Genomic DNA, 18,399 nt, shown 5'->3' on the forward strand with positions numbered 1-18,399 from the left:
CTATACATTTCTCATATAACATATTTCTTTCACAAAATAGATAGAAAATGACATATTAGAGCTTGCATTTTTTCACCATGATGATAAATTAAGATTAAGTTGAAAATACTTCATCAAAAATAAATATTTAAGTAGGTGAAATAATGATCGAAGCTTTTTTAAAAAGAGGAAAGCTTGTTTTTATTTTATTTTTTATCGTTCTCATTGCTGGAGGTTATTTGTTTACACAGCTTCCTAAACGAGAACTGCCAGAGTTTCAAGCAAATATTGTAACCATTTCGACTGTTTTCCCTGGTGCTGATGCAAAACAGGTAGAAAGTGATGTCACCAATAAGCTCGAGTCGGCCATTTCTGATATCAATGGTGTAGAGAAGACAAGCTCTGTTTCTGCTATTGGTTTCTCAAATATTGTGCTTGAAATTGATGATCAAGCCGATTTTCAAAAGGTGGCAAGTCAAATCAAGAGTGAAACCACAAATGCCGCCTCTTCTTTTCCAGATGGTGTGATGGAGCCAGATGTAAAGGATGAGTTTGGCAACGTGCCAGTTGGTTCTTATATGATTGTAGCAAGTAACTCATCTGAGTTAGCAAAAAGTCAGGAATCGCTGCGTGCGTTAAAAGAAAAAGTGGAGGACATCAAAGGTGTTGATGGTGTCGTCATCAAAGGGTTCAATGACAAACAAGCAATATTGAACTTGGATTCAAGTAAACTGGAGGATAATGGGTTAAACGTGACCGATGTCACAAATGCCATCAATCAAGAATTTGACACATCCCCTCTAGGTGACGTCCAGGCAGATGGAGAAAAGGTCAAGCTGTCCATTGATGCCTATGATCGTTTAGATCAAATGAAAAAGATTGAGATTTTCTCAAAAACGAGCCGAGAGCCTGTTACAATCGGTGAGCTTGGTCGTTTAAAAGAAGTAGAAAAAGAGAAAAGTGATATCGTTTCATATAACGGAAAGCCAGCCTATTCATTTACAGTCAATATTAAGCCAGGACTGGATATTCCTAAAATGTATGACAAAGTCAGTGCGGTCATTGAAAAAGAGAAAGAGCTGCCAAATGGTGTGGATTGGATAGACTACTATTCACAAAAAAGTGAAGTAGATGCCATTTTTAACGATTTAATCAAAGAAGCGATCGTGGCCGTCATCGCCGTCATTGTCGTCACCACACTTGGTCTAACCATTGGTGGTGCGTTTATCGTTTCACTTGCGATTCCGCTATCCATAACGATCGGAACCATCCCGCTGCCGTTTTTACAAGTGGACCTTAATCAAATTTCAATTATTGGCTTTATCATTGCGTTAGGGATACTTGTAGATGACGCCATTGTGGTCAACGATAATATTTTAAGGCAGATGAAAAAATACGAAAGTCCGCTTAAAGGAACAATTGCAGGTGTAAAAGAAGTGGCTGGATCCATTTTGACGTCAACGCTGGCTGTTGTCTTTGCTTTCTTGCCACTTGTTTTCCTTTCTGGTGCGAACGGTTCATTTATTCGAGCGTTACCGTCTGTTCTAGTCACAACTGTACTTGCGTCAATGGTCATTTCATTGACACTTGTGCCAGTGTATCAATATACAGCAAATCGAAAAAGAAAGAACAAGAAGATTCAAAAAGAACCGGGCTTTTTAGGCAAACCATTAAAAAGGTTAGCCGATTTTTATGCAGATCGAGTACTGACAAACATCGTGAAGCGACCACTTCTCATTGGATTAAGTGGTTTGCTCGTTGCCACACTTGCCTTTTTGCTTATTTTCGCCACACCATTTGAGTTTTTCCCTGCGGCGAATAAGAAAGAGGTGGTTGTCACTGTGACACTGCCAAGTGAAACAACCTTAGATAAAACGAATGACACATTAGAGAACATAGAACAAGAGATCAAACAGCAAAAAGGCATTGAAGAGACGGCCATTTTTGCAGGCGGCGGTGTGCCGAACTTGTTTAATGAAAGTATCTCAAACGCAAGTGATCATACGGGTCAGGTTGTTGTCAGAGTAGATAATGAGCAGATGACAAGCAAAGCATTGATCGATCGTATGACAGAGCCATTGCGAAAGAAATTTAAAGATGCTGATATCTTTATGAAAACCATTGTTCAAGGACCGCCAACTGGGGCGCCTGTGACCGTAACCATTGCAGGAGAACAATTTTCAAAGCTCGTGGATGTGAAAGAGAAGCTCACAAAAGAAATGAAAGAAAGCGGAGCAAGTCTGATCACAGACGATGTCAATCAGCCGGTGAAAACCATCTCATTTGAATTGAATCGTGACCGAATGGCAGAAGATGGGCTCACTGCTCAGTTTGTCAGCAGACAGCTTGGCCTTGTCACAGAAGGAATTCCATTAGGCACCTTTAAACAAGGAACAGATGACATCGACCTCGTAGTGAAACAAGACATGACCACACATCAAAACGGACTGAAGTTAAAAGACATCAAGGTGCCTGTGAGTACAAATGAGGGGGGAATGCCTCAACTTGAGCCGCTTAGCCGATATGTAAAGGAAAAAGAAACAGAGCAGTATGAAAGCATTCCGCATGAAAACGGGATGCCGACGATCACGCTAAAGGCATATCCTGGTACATCAGATACGTTTAAAGACGATATGACAGAAGTCATAAATGAAGTTGGGAAAAGCGATGCAACGAAGAATTTGACCATTTCTCAGGGCGGAGAAAATGAAGATCAAACCCAATTCTTTATTGAAATTAGTCTCTTATTTGGGGTAGTCCTGCTGCTCATTTATGTGACCATCGCTTTCCAGTTCAATTCACTCATGCTGCCGCTTTTAGTTCTTGGAACGGTTTACTTAGCGATATCCGGAGCCATTATTGGACTATTTGTCACTCAAACGCCGTTTAGCTTTATGGCCACAATGGGGATTGTCTCATTGGCAGGTATTGTTGTCCGAAATGCGGTCGTTTTGTTTGAATTTATTGAACAGAGGCGCAAGCAAGGTCTCGATCAACAGGCAGCTGTGATTGAAGCGGGGAGGGCAAGGATTAGACCTATTTTGCTGACAGCATTTACAGCACTTGTCGCTCTTATGCCCGTTGCTCTAAGTAATGACCCACTTTTTAAGCCGCTAGCGATCTGCATCGTATCAGGTGTCTTTTTCTCAACGATTCTGACACTACTGATTGTGCCGGCTTTATATGTAGCCGTTTCAAAAAAACGCTGACAACTTAAAAGCAAATCTCCGAATAAAAGGAGATTTGCTTTTTTTTCTAGAAAAATATCTAAAAAAATATGTGGAGTGTTCATTTGTCTTCTCCTGAAAGACAGTGGTATTTACGTCTAAAATAAGACATGATAAGATCGGATTGGGAGAAGTTTTTTAACAAAGGGGTTGTACGTCATGTGTGGAACGATGAAAGCGATTGTTAAAAAAGAAAGCGCTTACGGATCGACGATGATGGAAATGCCGATTCCAGAAATAAGTGATCATGAAGTGCTCATCCAGGTAAAGGCTACATCGATATGTGGAACGGATGTGCATATTTATAATTGGGATGATTGGGCGAAGGGGAGAGTCAAAGCACCGTACATTTTTGGTCATGAATTCACAGGGGAAGTTGTCAAAACGGGGAACCAAGTCTCACGAGCAAAAGTAGGGGATTTTGTATCGGCTGAGACGCATATTGTCTGTAATCAGTGTTATATGTGTTTAACGGGTCAGCAGCATTTGTGCAGCGATACGAAAATTTTAGGGGTAGACATTGATGGCTGTTTTGCTGAATATGTCAAAGTACCAGAACAAAATGTGTGGCATAATCCAGCTCAAATGCCAGTGGAACTTGCATCTATTCAAGAACCGCTTGGAAATGCTGTTCATACAGTTCTGCATACACCTGTTTCAGGAAAGTCAGTGGCGATTTTTGGCTGTGGTCCCATTGGTTTAATGGCGATTGCGGTTGCAAAAGCCTCCGGGGCTGTCCAAGTGTTCGCTGTTGATAAAAATGAATACAGACTGGATCTTGCCCGTAAAATGGGTGCAGATCATATCGTGGATATCGGAAAAGATGATCCTGTTGCCATGATTAAGCAGCTCACGCGGATGGAAGGGGCAGACGTGATGTGTGAGATGTCAGGACATCCCGTTGCGATTAATCAAGCACTCGAAGCTTGTGCAAATGGAGGGAAAGTGAATATACTAAGTTTGCCAGAGCGGCCGGTGACCATTGACATTACGAATCAAATAGTATTTAGGGGATTAACCGTGCAAGGGATCACGGGAAGAAAAATGTTTGAGACGTGGCGTCAAGTATCCGAACTTTTAAGAATGAATACCATTGATGTACAGCCGGTTGTCACCCATACGCTGCCATTTGAAGATTTTGAAAAGGGATTTGAGCTCATGAGAAATGGTACGTGCGGGAAGGTCGTACTGATCATGCCATCATATCAAAGGGGGACGAAATGATGAAAGAATTTACGTATTTACAAGATGAATTGGACACAATGAAGCAGCAAGGCACCCATCAAACACTGAAAGAAATCGATTCCAAACAATCTTCCACGGTGACATTAAATGAACAATCCGTCATACAACTCTCTTCAAATAACTACTTAGGTCTCACCTCACATCCAAGGCTGATGAAAGCGGCAAAAGAGGCGATTGATGAATTCGGTGCTGGAACAGGATCTGTACGAACCATTGCTGGAACGATGACAATGCATGAACGGCTTGAAAAAAAGCTCGCTGCTTTTAAAAAGACAGAGGCAGCCCTCGTATTCCAATCAGGCTTTACGACCAACCAAGGGGTCTTATCCAGTATTCTCACAAAAGATGATATTGTCATTTCAGATGAGCTGAACCATGCCTCAATCATCGATGGGATTCGCTTAACAAAGGCAGATAAAAAAGTATATGCTCATTCTAATATGGAAGAGCTTGAGAAAATTTTAAAGAAATCGATGAATTACCGCGTCCGTCTTATCGTGACAGATGGTGTGTTCTCAATGGATGGAGATATTGCACCGCTTCCTGAGATTGTAAGACTTGCAGAAGCATATGATGCCTTTGTGATGGTAGACGATGCCCATGCGTCTGGAGTACTTGGTGAAAATGGGCGCGGAACAGTGAATCATTTTCAACTTGACGGCAGAGTGCAAATTCAGGTTGGCACACTTAGTAAGGCAGTTGGTGTGCTAGGCGGTTACGTCGCTGGTTCTGCCGTTTTAATCGACTATTTAAAGCATAAAGCAAGACCGTTTTTATTCAGCACCTCACATCCGCCGGCTGTCACAAGAGCCTGTGAAGAAGCCATTGAAGTGCTGTTAGACGAACCGGAGCGCATTGAAACACTTTGGGAGAATGCGGCCTATTTTAAAGAAAAAGTCATCGGTCTTGGATTTGAGGTGGCACCAACAGAAACGCCTATTATTCCGATGATGATTGGAGACGAGGCACTCACTTTCCGTTTTTCAAAAGCATTAATCGAGCGCGGCGTTTTCGCTCAAGGCATTGCTTTCCCAACTGTAGCGAAAGGAAAAGCGAGAATTAGAGCCATCATCACAGCAGAGCACACAAAAGAAGAGCTTGACCGTGCACTGACAATCATCGAAGAAGAAGCAAAAAAACTGAATATACTTGATTGAGAGAGCTGAGGCTCTCTTTTCTTTTGATCAAGAGTATTGATGACTGTCGAGATGAATAGACATTTTTCATAGAAAAAACACATATGAATTTATTTTCAATTCACGACAAAATAGTCTATACTGTAGGGTGGAGCTTGGTTTGAAAGGAGTACAAATTCATGAATGAAGAGCAGAGAAAAGCGAGCGGACAAGTAAGTTCATCGGACAAAAAATCCGAGAAGGACTACAGCCAATATTTTGAAGCTGTGTACATTCCGCCTTCCTTAAAAGATGCAAAAAAACGGGGTAAAGAAGAAGTCGAATACAATCAATTTCAAATTGACGAGCGGTTTCAAGGGTTAGGGAACGGCCGCAAGTTTTATATTCGCACATATGGCTGTCAAATGAATGAGCATGACACAGAAGTGATGGCTGGTATTTTTATGGCGCTTGGTTATGAACCAACAAATTCGACTGAAGATGCGAATGTCATCTTATTAAACACTTGCGCCATTCGTGAGAATGCAGAAAACAAAGTGTTTGGAGAGCTTGGTCATTTAAAAGCATTAAAGCGTGAAAAGCCAGATTTAATCTTAGGCGTCTGCGGATGCATGTCGCAAGAAGAATCTGTTGTTAACCGTATTTTAAAGAAACACCCATTTGTTGACTTGATTTTCGGTACCCACAACATTCACCGCCTGCCAGAGCTATTATCTGAATGCTACCTTTCAAAAGAAATGGTCATTGAGGTTTGGTCTAAAGAAGGCGATGTGATTGAAAATCTTCCGAGAGCCCGCCAAGGAAAAATTAAGGGCTGGGTGAATATTATGTACGGCTGTGATAAATTCTGTACATACTGTATCGTCCCGTACACGCGCGGTAAGGAAAGAAGCCGCCGTCCGGATGAAATTATTCAAGAGGTCAGACGCTTAGCAGCAGAAGGATATAAAGAAATTACCCTTCTTGGTCAAAACGTGAATGCGTATGGAAAAGATTTTGAAGACATGGAATATGGTCTTGGTCATCTAATGGATGAGCTGCGTAAAATCGATATTCCACGTATCCGTTTTACAACAAGCCACCCGCGTGACTTTGATGATCACTTAATTGAAGTGCTTGCCAAAGGCGGAAACCTTCTCGACCATATTCATTTGCCGGTTCAATCAGGAAGTTCTTCTGTGCTGAAACTCATGGCAAGAAAATACGATCGTGAACGTTACCTTGACCTAGTGCGCAAAATCAAAGAGGCAATGCCAAATGCTTCATTAACAACGGACATTATCGTTGGGTTCCCAAATGAAACAGATGAGCAGTTTGAAGAGACGCTTTCCCTCTATCGTGAGGTTGAGTTTGATGCGGCTTATACGTTCATTTACTCTCCAAGAGAAGGAACACCAGCAGCCAATATGAAAGACAACGTGCCAATGCGTGTAAAAAAAGAACGTCTGCAGCGCCTGAATGCACTCGTAAATGAAATTTCTGCGAAAAAAATGAAGGAATATGAAGGGCAGACTGTCGAAGTATTAGTAGAGGGTGAAAGTAAAAACAACCCTGAGATCCTAGCCGGATATACAAGTAAAAGCAAGCTTGTGAATTTTAAAGCACCAAAAGAAGCGATTGGCAACATCGTCAAAGTGAAAATCACACAAGCCAAAACTTGGTCTCTTGACGGAGAAATGGTTGGAGAAGCTATCGAGGTGAATTAAAATGACGCTTTATTCAAAGAAAGAGATTGTCGAGCGCGCAAGAGAGCTCGCGAAAATGATTTCTGAAACAGAAGAAGTTGATTTCTTCAAAAAAGCAGAAGCGCAAATCAATGAAAATACAAAAATTGCAGCGATCATTAATCAAATTAAGGCGCTTCAAAAGCAAGCTGTGAATTTAAAGCATTATGGCAAACATGAAGCCTTAAAACAAGTGGAAGAAAAAATTGATGCCCTGCAAGAAGAACTGGATGAGATCCCAGTGATTCAAGAATTCAAAGAATCACAAACAGAGGTTAATTCCCTGCTTCAGCTTGTAGCGCACACAATTTCTAATCAAGTAACGGATGAAATCATTCTTTCAACCGGTGGTGACCTCTTATTAGGAGAAACCGGTTCAAAAGTGAAAAACTCATCCCCAAGTTGCTCCATTAAATGAGAAAACCCCGCAGATGCGGGGTTTTTATATTATATAGAATATATGTAATTTGTATTTTGCTACTGCACCAACAACAAAATGTTGATGCAGTAGCCCCTGTATACCATAAAAATGTCTTAAACTAAAAATGAATTGATTTTACAGATTAGAAGATTTAAATTGAAACTCAATGCTTAATCCAAAAATATTTATTATAATATGAAACTCTTTCACAAAAATCCCTCCCTATATAAAGAAGGGCTACTAACTTTATTACATCAAATTACACCATTTCAGTCAACCCCAATCTCTCACTCTCCAACTTTTCCAATTTTCAAGGCAAGTTTATGGGCGACCATGCATACACTGAAACAGAAATGAATTTAATTGAACATGAGACTCAAAATCGTGACACACTAGACGAATGCCCAGCATAAGATAAAACGATCAAGAACAAGGAGGCATGCCGGAATGTCTGAATACAGAGAAATTATTACAAAAGCGGTGGTTGCAAAAGGGAGGAAATTTACCCAAAGCACACACACCATTTCTCCATCGCAAAAACCAACCAGCATCCTAGGCGGTTGGATCATTAATCATAAGTATGATGCTGAAAAGGTCGGTAAAACAGTTGAGATTGAAGGTACATTTGATATTAACGTGTGGTATTCTTACGCAGACAACACGAAAACCGAAGTGGTCACAGAACGTGTAAAATATGTAGATATCATCAAACTGAGATATAAAGATAAAAACTTTCTTGATGATGAGCACGAAGTGATTGCGAAAGTCTTACAGCAGCCCAATTGCTTAGAAGTCACCATTTCTCCAAATGGCAATAAAATTGTCGTTCAAGCAGAGCGTGAATTCATTGCTGAAGTAGTAGGGGAAACCAAAATTGTTGTAGAAGTCAATTCAAGCTGGAAAGAAAAAGATGATCACGAATGGGAAGAAGAAGTGGATGAGGAATTAGAAGATATTCATCCAGAATTCCTCGCGGGTGATCCAGAAGAGTAATTGATGACTAGGGCGCATATCCCCCTAGTTTTTTTGTGCCTTGATCTAGGGAAAAAAGGTGAATTTTTATGCTATAATGAAAGATGGTATGAATTCGAAAGTAATATAGTGAGGGATTAGAAATATGGCAAGTTATACGCCCATGATACAGCAATATTTAAAGATCAAGGCAGATTACCAAGATGCCTTTTTATTTTTTCGCTTAGGCGATTTTTATGAAATGTTTTTTGATGATGCAAAAGAAGCAGCACAAGAATTAGAAATTACGTTAACAAGCAGGGATGGCGGCACGATTCCAATGTGTGGTGTTCCATATCATTCTGCGTCTGCATACATAGAACAACTGATAGAAAAAGGCTATAAAGTCGCCATTTGTGAGCAGGTGGAAGACCCTAAAACGGCAAAAGGTGTGGTCAAAAGAGAGGTCGTTCAACTGATTACACCAGGTACGGTCATGGATGGCAAAGGACTGAATGAAAACGAAAATAACTTTATCGCGTCTGTTTCCAGCTTTCAAAATGGCTACGGTCTTGCGCTTTCCGATTTATCAACAGGTGAAAACATGGCGGCTTTCATTGAACGGTTAGATGAAGTTGTGTCTGAAATTTATTCTGTCGGTGCAAAAGAGATTGTGGTATCAAAGCAGCTCGATGAAGAAACAGTGAAAACCCTGAAGGAACGCTGCCAAGCGACCATCTCATACGAAGATAGCGATGAATTAATAGATGAAGCTGAACGACTCGTTTCTCATCTTGACGAGCATCTGAAAATAGCATTTTTAACACTCTATGCATACTTAAGAAGAACGCAAAAAAGGAGTCTTGATCATCTTCAGCAAGTTCAAGTATTTGAGCTTGAACAAACAATGAAAATTGATCTTTACTCAAAAAGAAATCTTGAATTAACAGAAACCATCCGTTCAAAAAGCAAGAAGGGTTCTTTATTATGGCTCTTAGATGAAACAAAAACGGCAATGGGCGGAAGATTGCTGAAGCAATGGATCGATCGTCCGCTCATCCGCCTTTCACAAATCAAAGAACGCCAGGAAATGGTGCAAATTCTGATGGAACATTTCTTTGAGCGAGAGGATCTGCGAGAACGTTTAAAGCAAGTGTATGATCTTGAACGTCTAGCAGGCCGTGTGGCATTTGGAAATGTGAATGCCCGAGATCTTATTCAATTGAAAGAATCTCTCAAACAAGTGCCGGCTATTAAAGAGCTTGTCCATTCTCTCCCGGAGGATATGGCGAAATCTAGAGCAAATGACATTGACCCATGCGGTGATTTACTTGATTTATTAGAAGATGCTCTTTATGAGAATCCGCCGATGACGTTAAAAGAAGGCAATTTGATTAAAGACGGCTACAATGCAAAATTAGATGAATATCGTGATGCGAGCCGAAACGGGAAAGATTGGATCGCTCGTCTTGAACAGCAAGAAAGAGAATATACAGGCATTCGATCGTTGAAAGTCGGCTTTAATAAAGTGTTTGGCTACTATATCGAAGTGACCCGTGCAAATACGCATTTATTAGAAGAAGGCCGTTACGAAAGAAAACAAACCCTTGCCAATGCAGAGCGGTATATTACACCTGAATTGAAAGAAAAAGAAGCCCTTATTCTTGAGGCGGAATCAAATATTAGTGAATTGGAATATGAACTATTTTCTGCGCTTCGGGAACAAGTAAAAGCCTATATTCCTAGATTACAGTTGCTCGCAAAACAAATGAGTGAGCTTGATGCGCTGCAATGCTTTGCGACTGTGAGTGAAAAGCGGCGTTATGTCCGCCCTGAATTTTCATCAGATGAAGTGGAAGTCATTGATGGTCGTCATCCTGTTGTTGAAAAAGTGATGGATCATCAAGAGTATGTGCCGAATGACTGCCAAATGGGCAAAGGGAGACAAACCTTGCTCATTACTGGTCCGAATATGTCAGGGAAAAGCACATATATGAGACAAATGGCATTGATCTCGATTCTTGCGCAAATTGGCTGTTTTGTGCCAGCATCAAAGGCAACCCTTCCGATTTTTGATCAAATCTTTACACGTATTGGGGCGGCAGATGATTTGATTTCTGGTCAAAGTACTTTTATGGTAGAGATGCTCGAAGCAAAAAATGCGATGGTACATGCGACAAAGAATAGCTTGATTTTATTTGATGAAATTGGACGCGGGACAAGCACTTATGATGGAATGGCTCTTGCACAGGCTATCATTGAATTTGTGCATGATCATATTGGAGCCAAAACGCTTTTCTCTACCCATTATCATGAACTGACGGTACTGGAATCCCAATTAAGCGAACTGAAAAATGTCCACGTACGAGCAGAAGAACATGAAGGGACAGTTGTTTTCTTACATCAAATCAAAGAAGGAGCAGCGGATAAAAGCTACGGCATCCATGTAGCGCAGCTTGCTGAACTGCCTGATGCGATCATTGATCGAGCCCAGACCATCTTAACAGAGCTTGAGAGCGGATCACATGAAGTGATTCCGCGCGTCTCTAAAGCCCCGAAAAAAGAAATGGCTGAGGAAAAACAGCAGCTTTCTTTCTTTGAAGTGGAAGAAAAACCGCAAACAAAACCTGTGCTGAAAAACAAAGATCAAGCAGTGATCGAAGAATTGAAGTCATTTAATTTAATGGATATGACACCGCTTGAAGCGATGACAAAGCTATATGAATTGCAAAAGAAATTATAATGTAAGGTGAGGTGAGCAAGAAATGGCAAAGATTATTCAGTTATCCGATGACCTATCAAATAAAATTGCAGCTGGTGAAGTGGTCGAACGCCCGGCTTCGGTCGTGAAGGAGCTCGTGGAAAATGCGATCGATGCTAGTAGTACTGTCATTGAAATCGATGTAGAAGAAGCAGGACTTTCTTCTATTAGAATTATTGATAATGGGGTGGGAATCGATGCTGAAGATTGTAAGCTCGCCTTTCAGCGTCATGCGACGAGTAAAATCAAAGATGAAAATGATCTGTTTCGTGTCAGGACGCTCGGTTTCAGGGGGGAGGCGCTGCCAAGTATTGCCTCCGTCTCTCACTTAGAAATGAAGACAAGTACCGGTGAAGGTGCTGGAACACACATAGCTCTCCAAGGCGGGAAGATCATTTCGGAGAAAAAAACCTCTGGCCGTCGCGGCACCGAAATTGTGGTCACCAATTTATTTTATAATACGCCAGCTCGTCTAAAATACATGAAAACTGTTCATACGGAGCTTGGCAACATTTCTGATGTTGTGAACCGAATTGCACTTGCTCATCCAGAAGTGTCGATTCGTTTGCGACATCAAGGAAAAGTGCTGCTTCAAACAAATGGAAACGGAGATGTGCGGCATGTGCTTGCGGCCATTTATGGAACGGCAGTGGCCAAAAAAATGCTGCCACTACATGTACAATCACTTGATTTTGAAGTGAAAGGCTATATTTCCTTACCAGAAGTGACAAGGGCATCACGTAATTATATGTCTTCTGTTGTCAACGGTAGATATGTCAAGCATTTCCCGCTGGTGAAAGCCATTCATGAAGGATACCATACACTGCTCCCGATTGGACGCCATCCGATTACATTTATTGAGATGAAGATGGACCCAATTTTAGTCGATGTGAACGTACATCCTTCTAAACTTGAAGTCAGACTAAGTAAAGAGCAGGAACTTCATGAGTTGATCAAACAAGGGATTAAAGACGTCTTTCAAAAGCAGCAGCTTATTCCAAGTGCTTCAGTGCCAAAAAAAGCACCAATGCCAGCAGCAGTGAAAAATGAGCAGCAGTCTTTATCTTTTGATTCTAAACAAACAATGAATAGCCGAATGGAAACACCTGTTTCCTATGAGCCGGACTCGCTCGCATCGGCTGTATACGAGACCAGTCAGAACGACACATACGGGGTGTGTGAACCGGAAAGTACGGAAGCGACTTTACCAGCGTCTGAAGAAACATTTGACCATGTATATGTAGAGGAATCTGCAGCTTCGCATGAACAACATGACGAAGTGATACTGGAAGACAGTGCAGCCCAGCATCAGGCTGAAAGTGAACGTGTCCCTGTGATGTATCCGATTGGACAAATGCACGGAACGTATATTTTGGCTCAAAATGAACGCGGTCTTTATATCATCGATCAGCACGCTGCCCAAGAGCGAATCAAGTATGAGTACTTTCGTGAAAAGGTAGGAGACATTGAACAGGAAGTGCAAGAAATGCTTGTTCCATTAACCTTTCACTACTCAAAAAACGATATGTTGATTATTGAAGAGCATATCGATATTTTAGCAAAAGTAGGGGTCTTCTTAGAGCCATTCGGATCAGGCAGCTATATCGTTCGATCGCATCCGCAGTGGTTTCCTAAAGGAGAAGAGGCTGAACTCATCGAAGAAATCATTCAGCAAGTACTTGATGAAAAGCGTGTGGATATCAAGAAACTGAGAGAAGAAGCGGCGATCATGATGAGCTGTAAAGGCTCGATTAAAGCAAATCGTCATTTGCGTCACGATGAAATCAAAGCCTTATTAGATGAACTCCGGCAAACACAAGACCCATTTACATGTCCGCATGGCCGGCCGATTATGATTCATCATTCCACATATGAAATGGAAAAAATGTTTAAACGGGTGATGTAGAAGGATTTTAGCTGGTGGGTGAATCGGTTTGCCCACCAATTAATTTTTCAATCCGATAGTCTGTTTCGTGTTTTTGTGATGTGAAGATAAACATCCGCTGTCATGTTGTAAGGATAACCCCTTTCCTCAAATGAATAGGGGTTTTTGTTATTTGGTTATACGATTAGGTGAAGCGTGATATGATTGTAAAAAGGAGGGAATATGATGACATTCAAAAAAGCGTTCAATATAGGTTACTTTGTTTTGCTTTTATCTTTTTTTGTCGTATATTTTTTGCTTCCAGTCGATCAACTATTTACCGCAATTATGATCCTAACCTTACTATTTGGCGTATATCAATTTGTGATTTTTAAAAAACTAAAAGAGCAAAAATAACAATAAAAAACGCCATATATGGATTTGCCAACTAAATGATGACAGACCATCATGAGATATGGTGTAACAATTATATAAAATGCAGTAAGCACAGCGGCAAGACATGTGATAAATGAGAAAAAGCGCTCTAAGAGCGCTTTTTTGTTTAGCATCCGCAAGGATTTGGCGGTGTGACGACAACTGGCCGTTTATTAATATCAATCGTATCCTCTGCATAAAATGTGGAACCGATGCTGATCGCACGATTTTCTGCGCGGAACGTATATGTACCTGCAGCAGGAAGTACTTTATGAGAAAGTTGTAATGTATATTGGGAACTTCCGAATAAATCGAAACGAGCTGGAATGCGAACAGTTTTTCCATTGTTCAAAATGTAACTGTCTTTTAAAGCTTTTCCATTGATAATATCCTTTGTTGTGGCTTGAAAACCTGCTGGTAAAGTAAATTCAACTGCACCAATACTTAGAACAGAATTTGGACGGTAAGTCAGGTCAATGTCAGAAAAAGACCATTCTTGTTTACTTGCTCCTGTGATTTTTGCATAAAGGGCAGCTGGCCTTGCATTCGTTGAAGCTTTGCTTTCCTCTGTTTTAGCCCCTTCAGCTGATGCGGCTAGCGGTACTGAGAGTGCCATGACCAATGTAAGCATCCCCATCATAATCATTGTCCATGTTTTCTTCATTTCTTCCTTCCCCCTTGTTGATTATAGGTAAATAATAGATGATTACATCCATTATTTACCTATAAGGTTACCATATTCCTATATGTCATTAAATGGTATTTTATACCCTTATTTTGCTTGTTTTTTAGTAATAACGAGGTAGGAATGCATTTGGTTGGTTCATTCCGTAAGCATTTCCTGTCATATGATGATTTGCAGGCATCATCATCTGCATATCATGATAGCCGTGTGGATGGTAGGGAGCCATACCATAACCGCCGTAGTGACCGAAGTGATGGTGATCGTTCATTTGTACGTTTGAATAGGATTCATACTGCTTCGTAAAAGGGGAATAGGCTGAATGATGATGCGGATGGTGTCCGCTATAAGCATCTTTTTTACCGGTATGATAATGATTTGGCATATTCATAGGGTCATGCATGTTTGGTGCGATCATATGCTCATGATTGGCTGTATACACATTTTCAAACGTGTGATAGGGATTTCCTTGATGGTAATGGTTGGTTTGGTTATTCATATTATTCATTTTGTATCTCATCCTTTTTTTCAGGTTGCCATATCTTATGAGCTGCACCTGTTTCATGAGCCTATCCATATGAAAGAAAAGAACGACATGTAACAAAAAAACCGGCTTTTCAGCCGGGAAAACAAAAAGCAGGTGCAGCGTCAAACGCTAAAATGAGAAGCTATGTCTTTTTCTGCGACGCTTCTTACATCTGCTGCAGACACTTTTAGGAAAATAATGGGGATCATAACTTCTTGACGTATCCCAAAAATCGCTCTCAAACCAATCATCTTTTTTATGATAAAACTTCTTTTTTTCACACGGATCAATATGATGATGATCGTCATGCTTTTTATAGCATTTTGAGTGGGAATGTTTGCTCTTGCATTTGCACATTGTCATCCCTCCTAAATGTGACTCAATGCTAGTATATGCAAGCAAGGTGTACGAGGACTGGATGGTGGCGCTCCTTTTGTAAAAAAAGGCTAATTCTTTAAAAACTCAAATAAAAAGAATTGACTAGTGCTAAATTAACATGATAAAATATAAATTTTTATCCTCTGCTGAAATGTGTTATAATGATATTGTGAATACTTTCGGAGGTGGCGGATTTGTTTCAAATAGGTGATAAAATTGTTTATCCAATGCATGGAGCCGGTGTGATTGAAGGAATGGAAGAAAAAGAGATTTTAGGTAAGACGCAGGAATATTTTCTGATTCAAATGCCGAATATGCAGATGATGGTCCCAAAAGGCAGAATCAATCAACTAGGTATACGTCCAGTAGCTGATCAAGCTACGCTGAAAGTTGTGATGAACAATTTTGCAGAAGAAACAAACGACGACACGCTTACTTGGAAGCAAAGATATGATGAAAATCTGAAAAAGTTAAAAACAGGTTCGATTGAAGATGGTGCAGACGTTGTCAAAGATCTGATGAGACGTAATCAGAAAAAAGCCTTAAATTCTAGTGAAAAGAAGATGCTTGAAGATGCACGGGGCATGTTAGTGAGCGAAATTTCACTTGCACAAGGCATGTCGCAAGATGAAGTGCTGACAGCATTAGAGAATGAATTAAGAGTTTAATGCTGGATATACAGAGACTGGCTGTAAACAGAAGGAGATATTCCTTTTGTTTACAGCTTTTTTATTTGAAAAAAGATGAAAATTCCCAATTTTGTAGGCGTTTTTGACTAAAACTAAAATGAGGTCATAGGATTTAGTTTTTACTTGCACATGAACCGTTTTAAAGAAGCCGAAAATACCTAGGGCAACATAAAAAAACAGGTAAGTTCTCCTGATTCATGAAAAGGAGCCGGACATTCTTTGAATTCTTTTAGCGATTGATAGTAAAATAATGCGATAAGATGACATCGAAGAGAATGAAAAGGAGCGGTGAAATGAAAAGACTACTCATATGTGGATTCATCTTTCTCATCCTGTGTGCTCTTTTAATGGTGAAATGCAGCCATTCTATCCAAGAAAATAAAGAGCAAAAACAACATCATGAAGAAGTAGAAAAGTATAAGAAAGAGCGAAAAAAAGGGGATCAATATGAAAGTTTTAAACAGCTTATACGGCATGAAAGAGACGGCTATGAGATAGAGTTTCATGAAAAAGGGGGAAGTGACTTACTTGTCTTTTCTCCTCATGGCGGCGAAATTGAACCAGGAACAAGTGAAATTGTAGAAGCATTTGAAAAGAAGTACTCTACGTATTTATTTGAAGGGACAAAACAAGACAACAATCGTGACTTGCATATCACTAGTACAAAATTCGATGAACCGATTTTGGTTCAAATGATTAAAACATATCCCTTTTCTATATCCATTCACGGCTATAAAAGTGATAGAAGACATACACTTGTGGGCGGGACAAACGAAAAAATGCAAGAAGCGGTTGTGCGAGAACTAAAAGACCGGGGCTTCTCCGCAGAGCTCGTGCAAAAAGGTGAGCGCCTCTCTGGAACGGATCCAAACAACATTAATAATCAAAATGCAAGTGGAGAAAGTGTCCAGTTAGAAATTAGTACGGCGCAGAGAAAAGCCTTTTTTGACAACTTTGATACGAGAAAAGGAAAGAAAAAAGCATTTAGTCGCTATGTCAGTGGTTTAAAAGAAGTGCTTAGAGAATTCGACCCTTCTTCGTAGAAAAAAGGTTTTGATGGGAAAAAGTACTCTCTTTAAACTTGGTAAAAAAGATAGAAATGTGCAAAACCAACGTAAAATATGAAATAAATAGCAATTTGCCTTAAAATCATAAATTATGTAAAATAATAGTTATCAGTTTGATATGATAGAATGGGGCTGAAGTGGATGGCACACAAAATACCATCTTCCGAAGTAGGTGTAAAAATCAATCAATGGTACACACATATTTGCAAATTTGAAGTTGATCAGGCAAACGATATGAAGCGCCTTGTTGAAGAAGACATTCATGAGATGGAAGAAGATCAAGATTTATTACTCTATTATTCTCTCATGGATTTTCGCCATCAAATGATGCTTCAGCACTTAACGCCAGTCCATGCAGGGAATGAATCGCTTCAAGCGGTTTCTTTTCCAAAAGAAATTGAAGAGGCAGAAGATGAGATGACGGGTTTATTGGGCTATTACTTTCATTTTTTCCATGGAATGTATGCATTTACCCAGCACCGGTATATCGAAGCCATTTCTTATTATAAGCATGCGGAACATCAGCTGATCTTAGTGACAGATGAGATCGAAAAAGCGGAATTTTATTATAAAATTGCTGAAGTATACTATCATATGAAACAAACCTATTTTTCTATGCATTATGCGAAAAAAGCGAGAGACATCTATAAGAAACATCAGCTTTATGGAAAAAGAAGCATTCAATGCGATTTTGTGATGGCAGGTAATTGGATTGATGTAAATCAGCATCAAAAAGCGCTCCCGTATTTAGAAAAAGCTTTAAAAGTGTGTGAAGCAATGGAAAGAAAAGAATGCACATCTTATTTTAAGGCGATGGCCCTCAATAACTTAGGAACTTGTCATTATAGTATGGGAACCTATCATACAGCGACTGTCTTCTTTGAACAAGCCATTTCACTTTATCAAAAAGATCAAGCTGCAACGATGATCAAATCATTGTTTTCACTGGCTCTTACTTGTTTTAAACTCGAAGATATGGAGCGAGCGAGTGAGACTATAAAGGAAGGCATGAATCAGGCCTCTATATTGGGAGATGAAATTTATCAATTGAAATTCCAATTTTTACAGGCACTCTATATAGAAACAGACAGCTCTAAACAATTGAGATCAGCCCTTTTGGGACTACGAAACAAAAAAATGTTTGCTGATTTAGAGGAATTGGCACTTGATGCGGCTAATTATTATAAGGAACGCGACATGTACAAGGAATCTTCCACTTTTTTTGAAATTGTGATCGAAGCGCGTACGCACATTCAAAAAGGAGATGAGATGTATGAGAACGAAGCATAACATGTCAGCTGCTCAAGTAGAAGA

The 18,399-nt window shown here is 40.1% G+C and carries 14 protein-coding genes; 12 read left to right on the forward strand and 2 right to left on the reverse strand.

The genetic code is table 11. From position 1 onward, the window contains the following. Positions 1-143 precede the first annotated feature (143 nt). The 9 genes from NSQ70_RS08330 (at position 144) to NSQ70_RS08370 (ending at position 13,725) form a co-directional block, all read left to right on the forward strand. Complete coding sequence (locus NSQ70_RS08330) at positions 144-3,188, forward strand: efflux RND transporter permease subunit (protein ID WP_138278535.1); 3,045 nt, start codon at positions 144-146, stop codon at positions 3,186-3,188. A 177-nt stretch (positions 3,189-3,365) separates the two neighbouring features. Further along, entirely contained in the window at positions 3,366-4,430 is a 1,065-nt protein-coding gene (gene tdh, locus NSQ70_RS08335; RefSeq protein WP_342502545.1) for an L-threonine 3-dehydrogenase, read from the forward strand. Further along, positions 4,430-5,608 (forward strand): glycine C-acetyltransferase, encoded by a 1,179-nt coding sequence (locus NSQ70_RS08340; RefSeq protein WP_159159633.1) that lies wholly within the window; start codon positions 4,430-4,432, stop codon positions 5,606-5,608. Before tdh ends, NSQ70_RS08340 begins: the two co-directional genes overlap by 1 nt. Positions 5,609-5,766: 158 nt before the next feature. Continuing rightward, positions 5,767-7,293, forward strand: coding sequence for a tRNA (N6-isopentenyl adenosine(37)-C2)-methylthiotransferase MiaB (miaB, locus tag NSQ70_RS08345; RefSeq protein WP_007499471.1), 1,527 nt, complete (start codon positions 5,767-5,769; stop codon positions 7,291-7,293). Position 7,294: 1 nt separating this feature from the next. After that, positions 7,295-7,729: a RicAFT regulatory complex protein RicA family protein gene (locus NSQ70_RS08350; protein WP_008344661.1), complete on the forward strand. Its 435-nt coding sequence runs from the start codon at positions 7,295-7,297 to the stop codon at positions 7,727-7,729. A gap of 450 nt (positions 7,730-8,179) precedes the next feature. Beyond that, complete coding sequence (gene cotE, locus NSQ70_RS08355; RefSeq protein WP_007499466.1) at positions 8,180-8,725, forward strand: outer spore coat protein CotE; 546 nt, start codon at positions 8,180-8,182, stop codon at positions 8,723-8,725. 124 nt (positions 8,726-8,849) lie between these two features. Continuing rightward, on the forward strand, positions 8,850-11,426 hold the full coding sequence (gene mutS, locus NSQ70_RS08360; protein ID WP_138278538.1) for a DNA mismatch repair protein MutS: 2,577 nt from the start codon (positions 8,850-8,852) through the stop codon (positions 11,424-11,426). A 22-nt stretch (positions 11,427-11,448) separates the two neighbouring features. Continuing rightward, a complete protein-coding gene (gene mutL / locus NSQ70_RS08365) occupies positions 11,449-13,350 on the forward strand; it encodes a DNA mismatch repair endonuclease MutL (protein ID WP_342502546.1) in 1,902 nt (633 codons plus the stop codon). Between the two features lie 201 nt (positions 13,351-13,551). Next, on the forward strand, positions 13,552-13,725 hold the full coding sequence (locus NSQ70_RS08370; RefSeq protein WP_217968002.1) for a hypothetical protein: 174 nt from the start codon (positions 13,552-13,554) through the stop codon (positions 13,723-13,725). 145 nt (positions 13,726-13,870) lie between these two features. On the opposite strand, the gene bslA is transcribed toward NSQ70_RS08370, so the two are convergent. Together bslA and NSQ70_RS08380 are read right to left on the reverse strand one after the other, a co-directional pair. Next, positions 13,871-14,407 (reverse strand): biofilm surface layer hydrophobin BslA, encoded by a 537-nt coding sequence (gene bslA / locus NSQ70_RS08375; protein WP_024720390.1) that lies wholly within the window; start codon positions 14,405-14,407, stop codon positions 13,871-13,873. Between the two features lie 124 nt (positions 14,408-14,531). Next, positions 14,532-14,933: a hypothetical protein gene (locus tag NSQ70_RS08380; protein ID WP_170861578.1), complete on the reverse strand. Its 402-nt coding sequence runs from the start codon at positions 14,931-14,933 to the stop codon at positions 14,532-14,534. Positions 14,934-15,523: 590 nt separating this feature from the next. On the opposite strand from NSQ70_RS08380, the gene NSQ70_RS08385 reads away from it, so the two are divergent. From NSQ70_RS08385 to NSQ70_RS08395, 3 genes are all read left to right on the forward strand, one after another. Further along, positions 15,524-15,997: a CarD family transcriptional regulator gene (locus NSQ70_RS08385; protein ID WP_007499456.1), complete on the forward strand. Its 474-nt coding sequence runs from the start codon at positions 15,524-15,526 to the stop codon at positions 15,995-15,997. 314 nt (positions 15,998-16,311) lie between these two features. Beyond that, positions 16,312-17,061 (forward strand): poly-gamma-glutamate hydrolase family protein, encoded by a 750-nt coding sequence (locus NSQ70_RS08390; RefSeq protein ID WP_056704764.1) that lies wholly within the window; start codon positions 16,312-16,314, stop codon positions 17,059-17,061. 165 nt (positions 17,062-17,226) lie between these two features. Next, positions 17,227-18,375, forward strand: a complete 1,149-nt coding sequence (locus NSQ70_RS08395; protein WP_024720395.1) for a Rap family tetratricopeptide repeat protein — start codon at positions 17,227-17,229, stop codon at positions 18,373-18,375. Positions 18,376-18,399: the final 24 nt, after the last annotated feature.

This window comes from Bacillus sp. FSL R5-0397 (assembly GCF_038593395.1).
In the GTDB taxonomy this organism is placed as follows: domain Bacteria; phylum Bacillota; class Bacilli; order Bacillales; family Bacillaceae; genus Bacillus; species Bacillus altitudinis.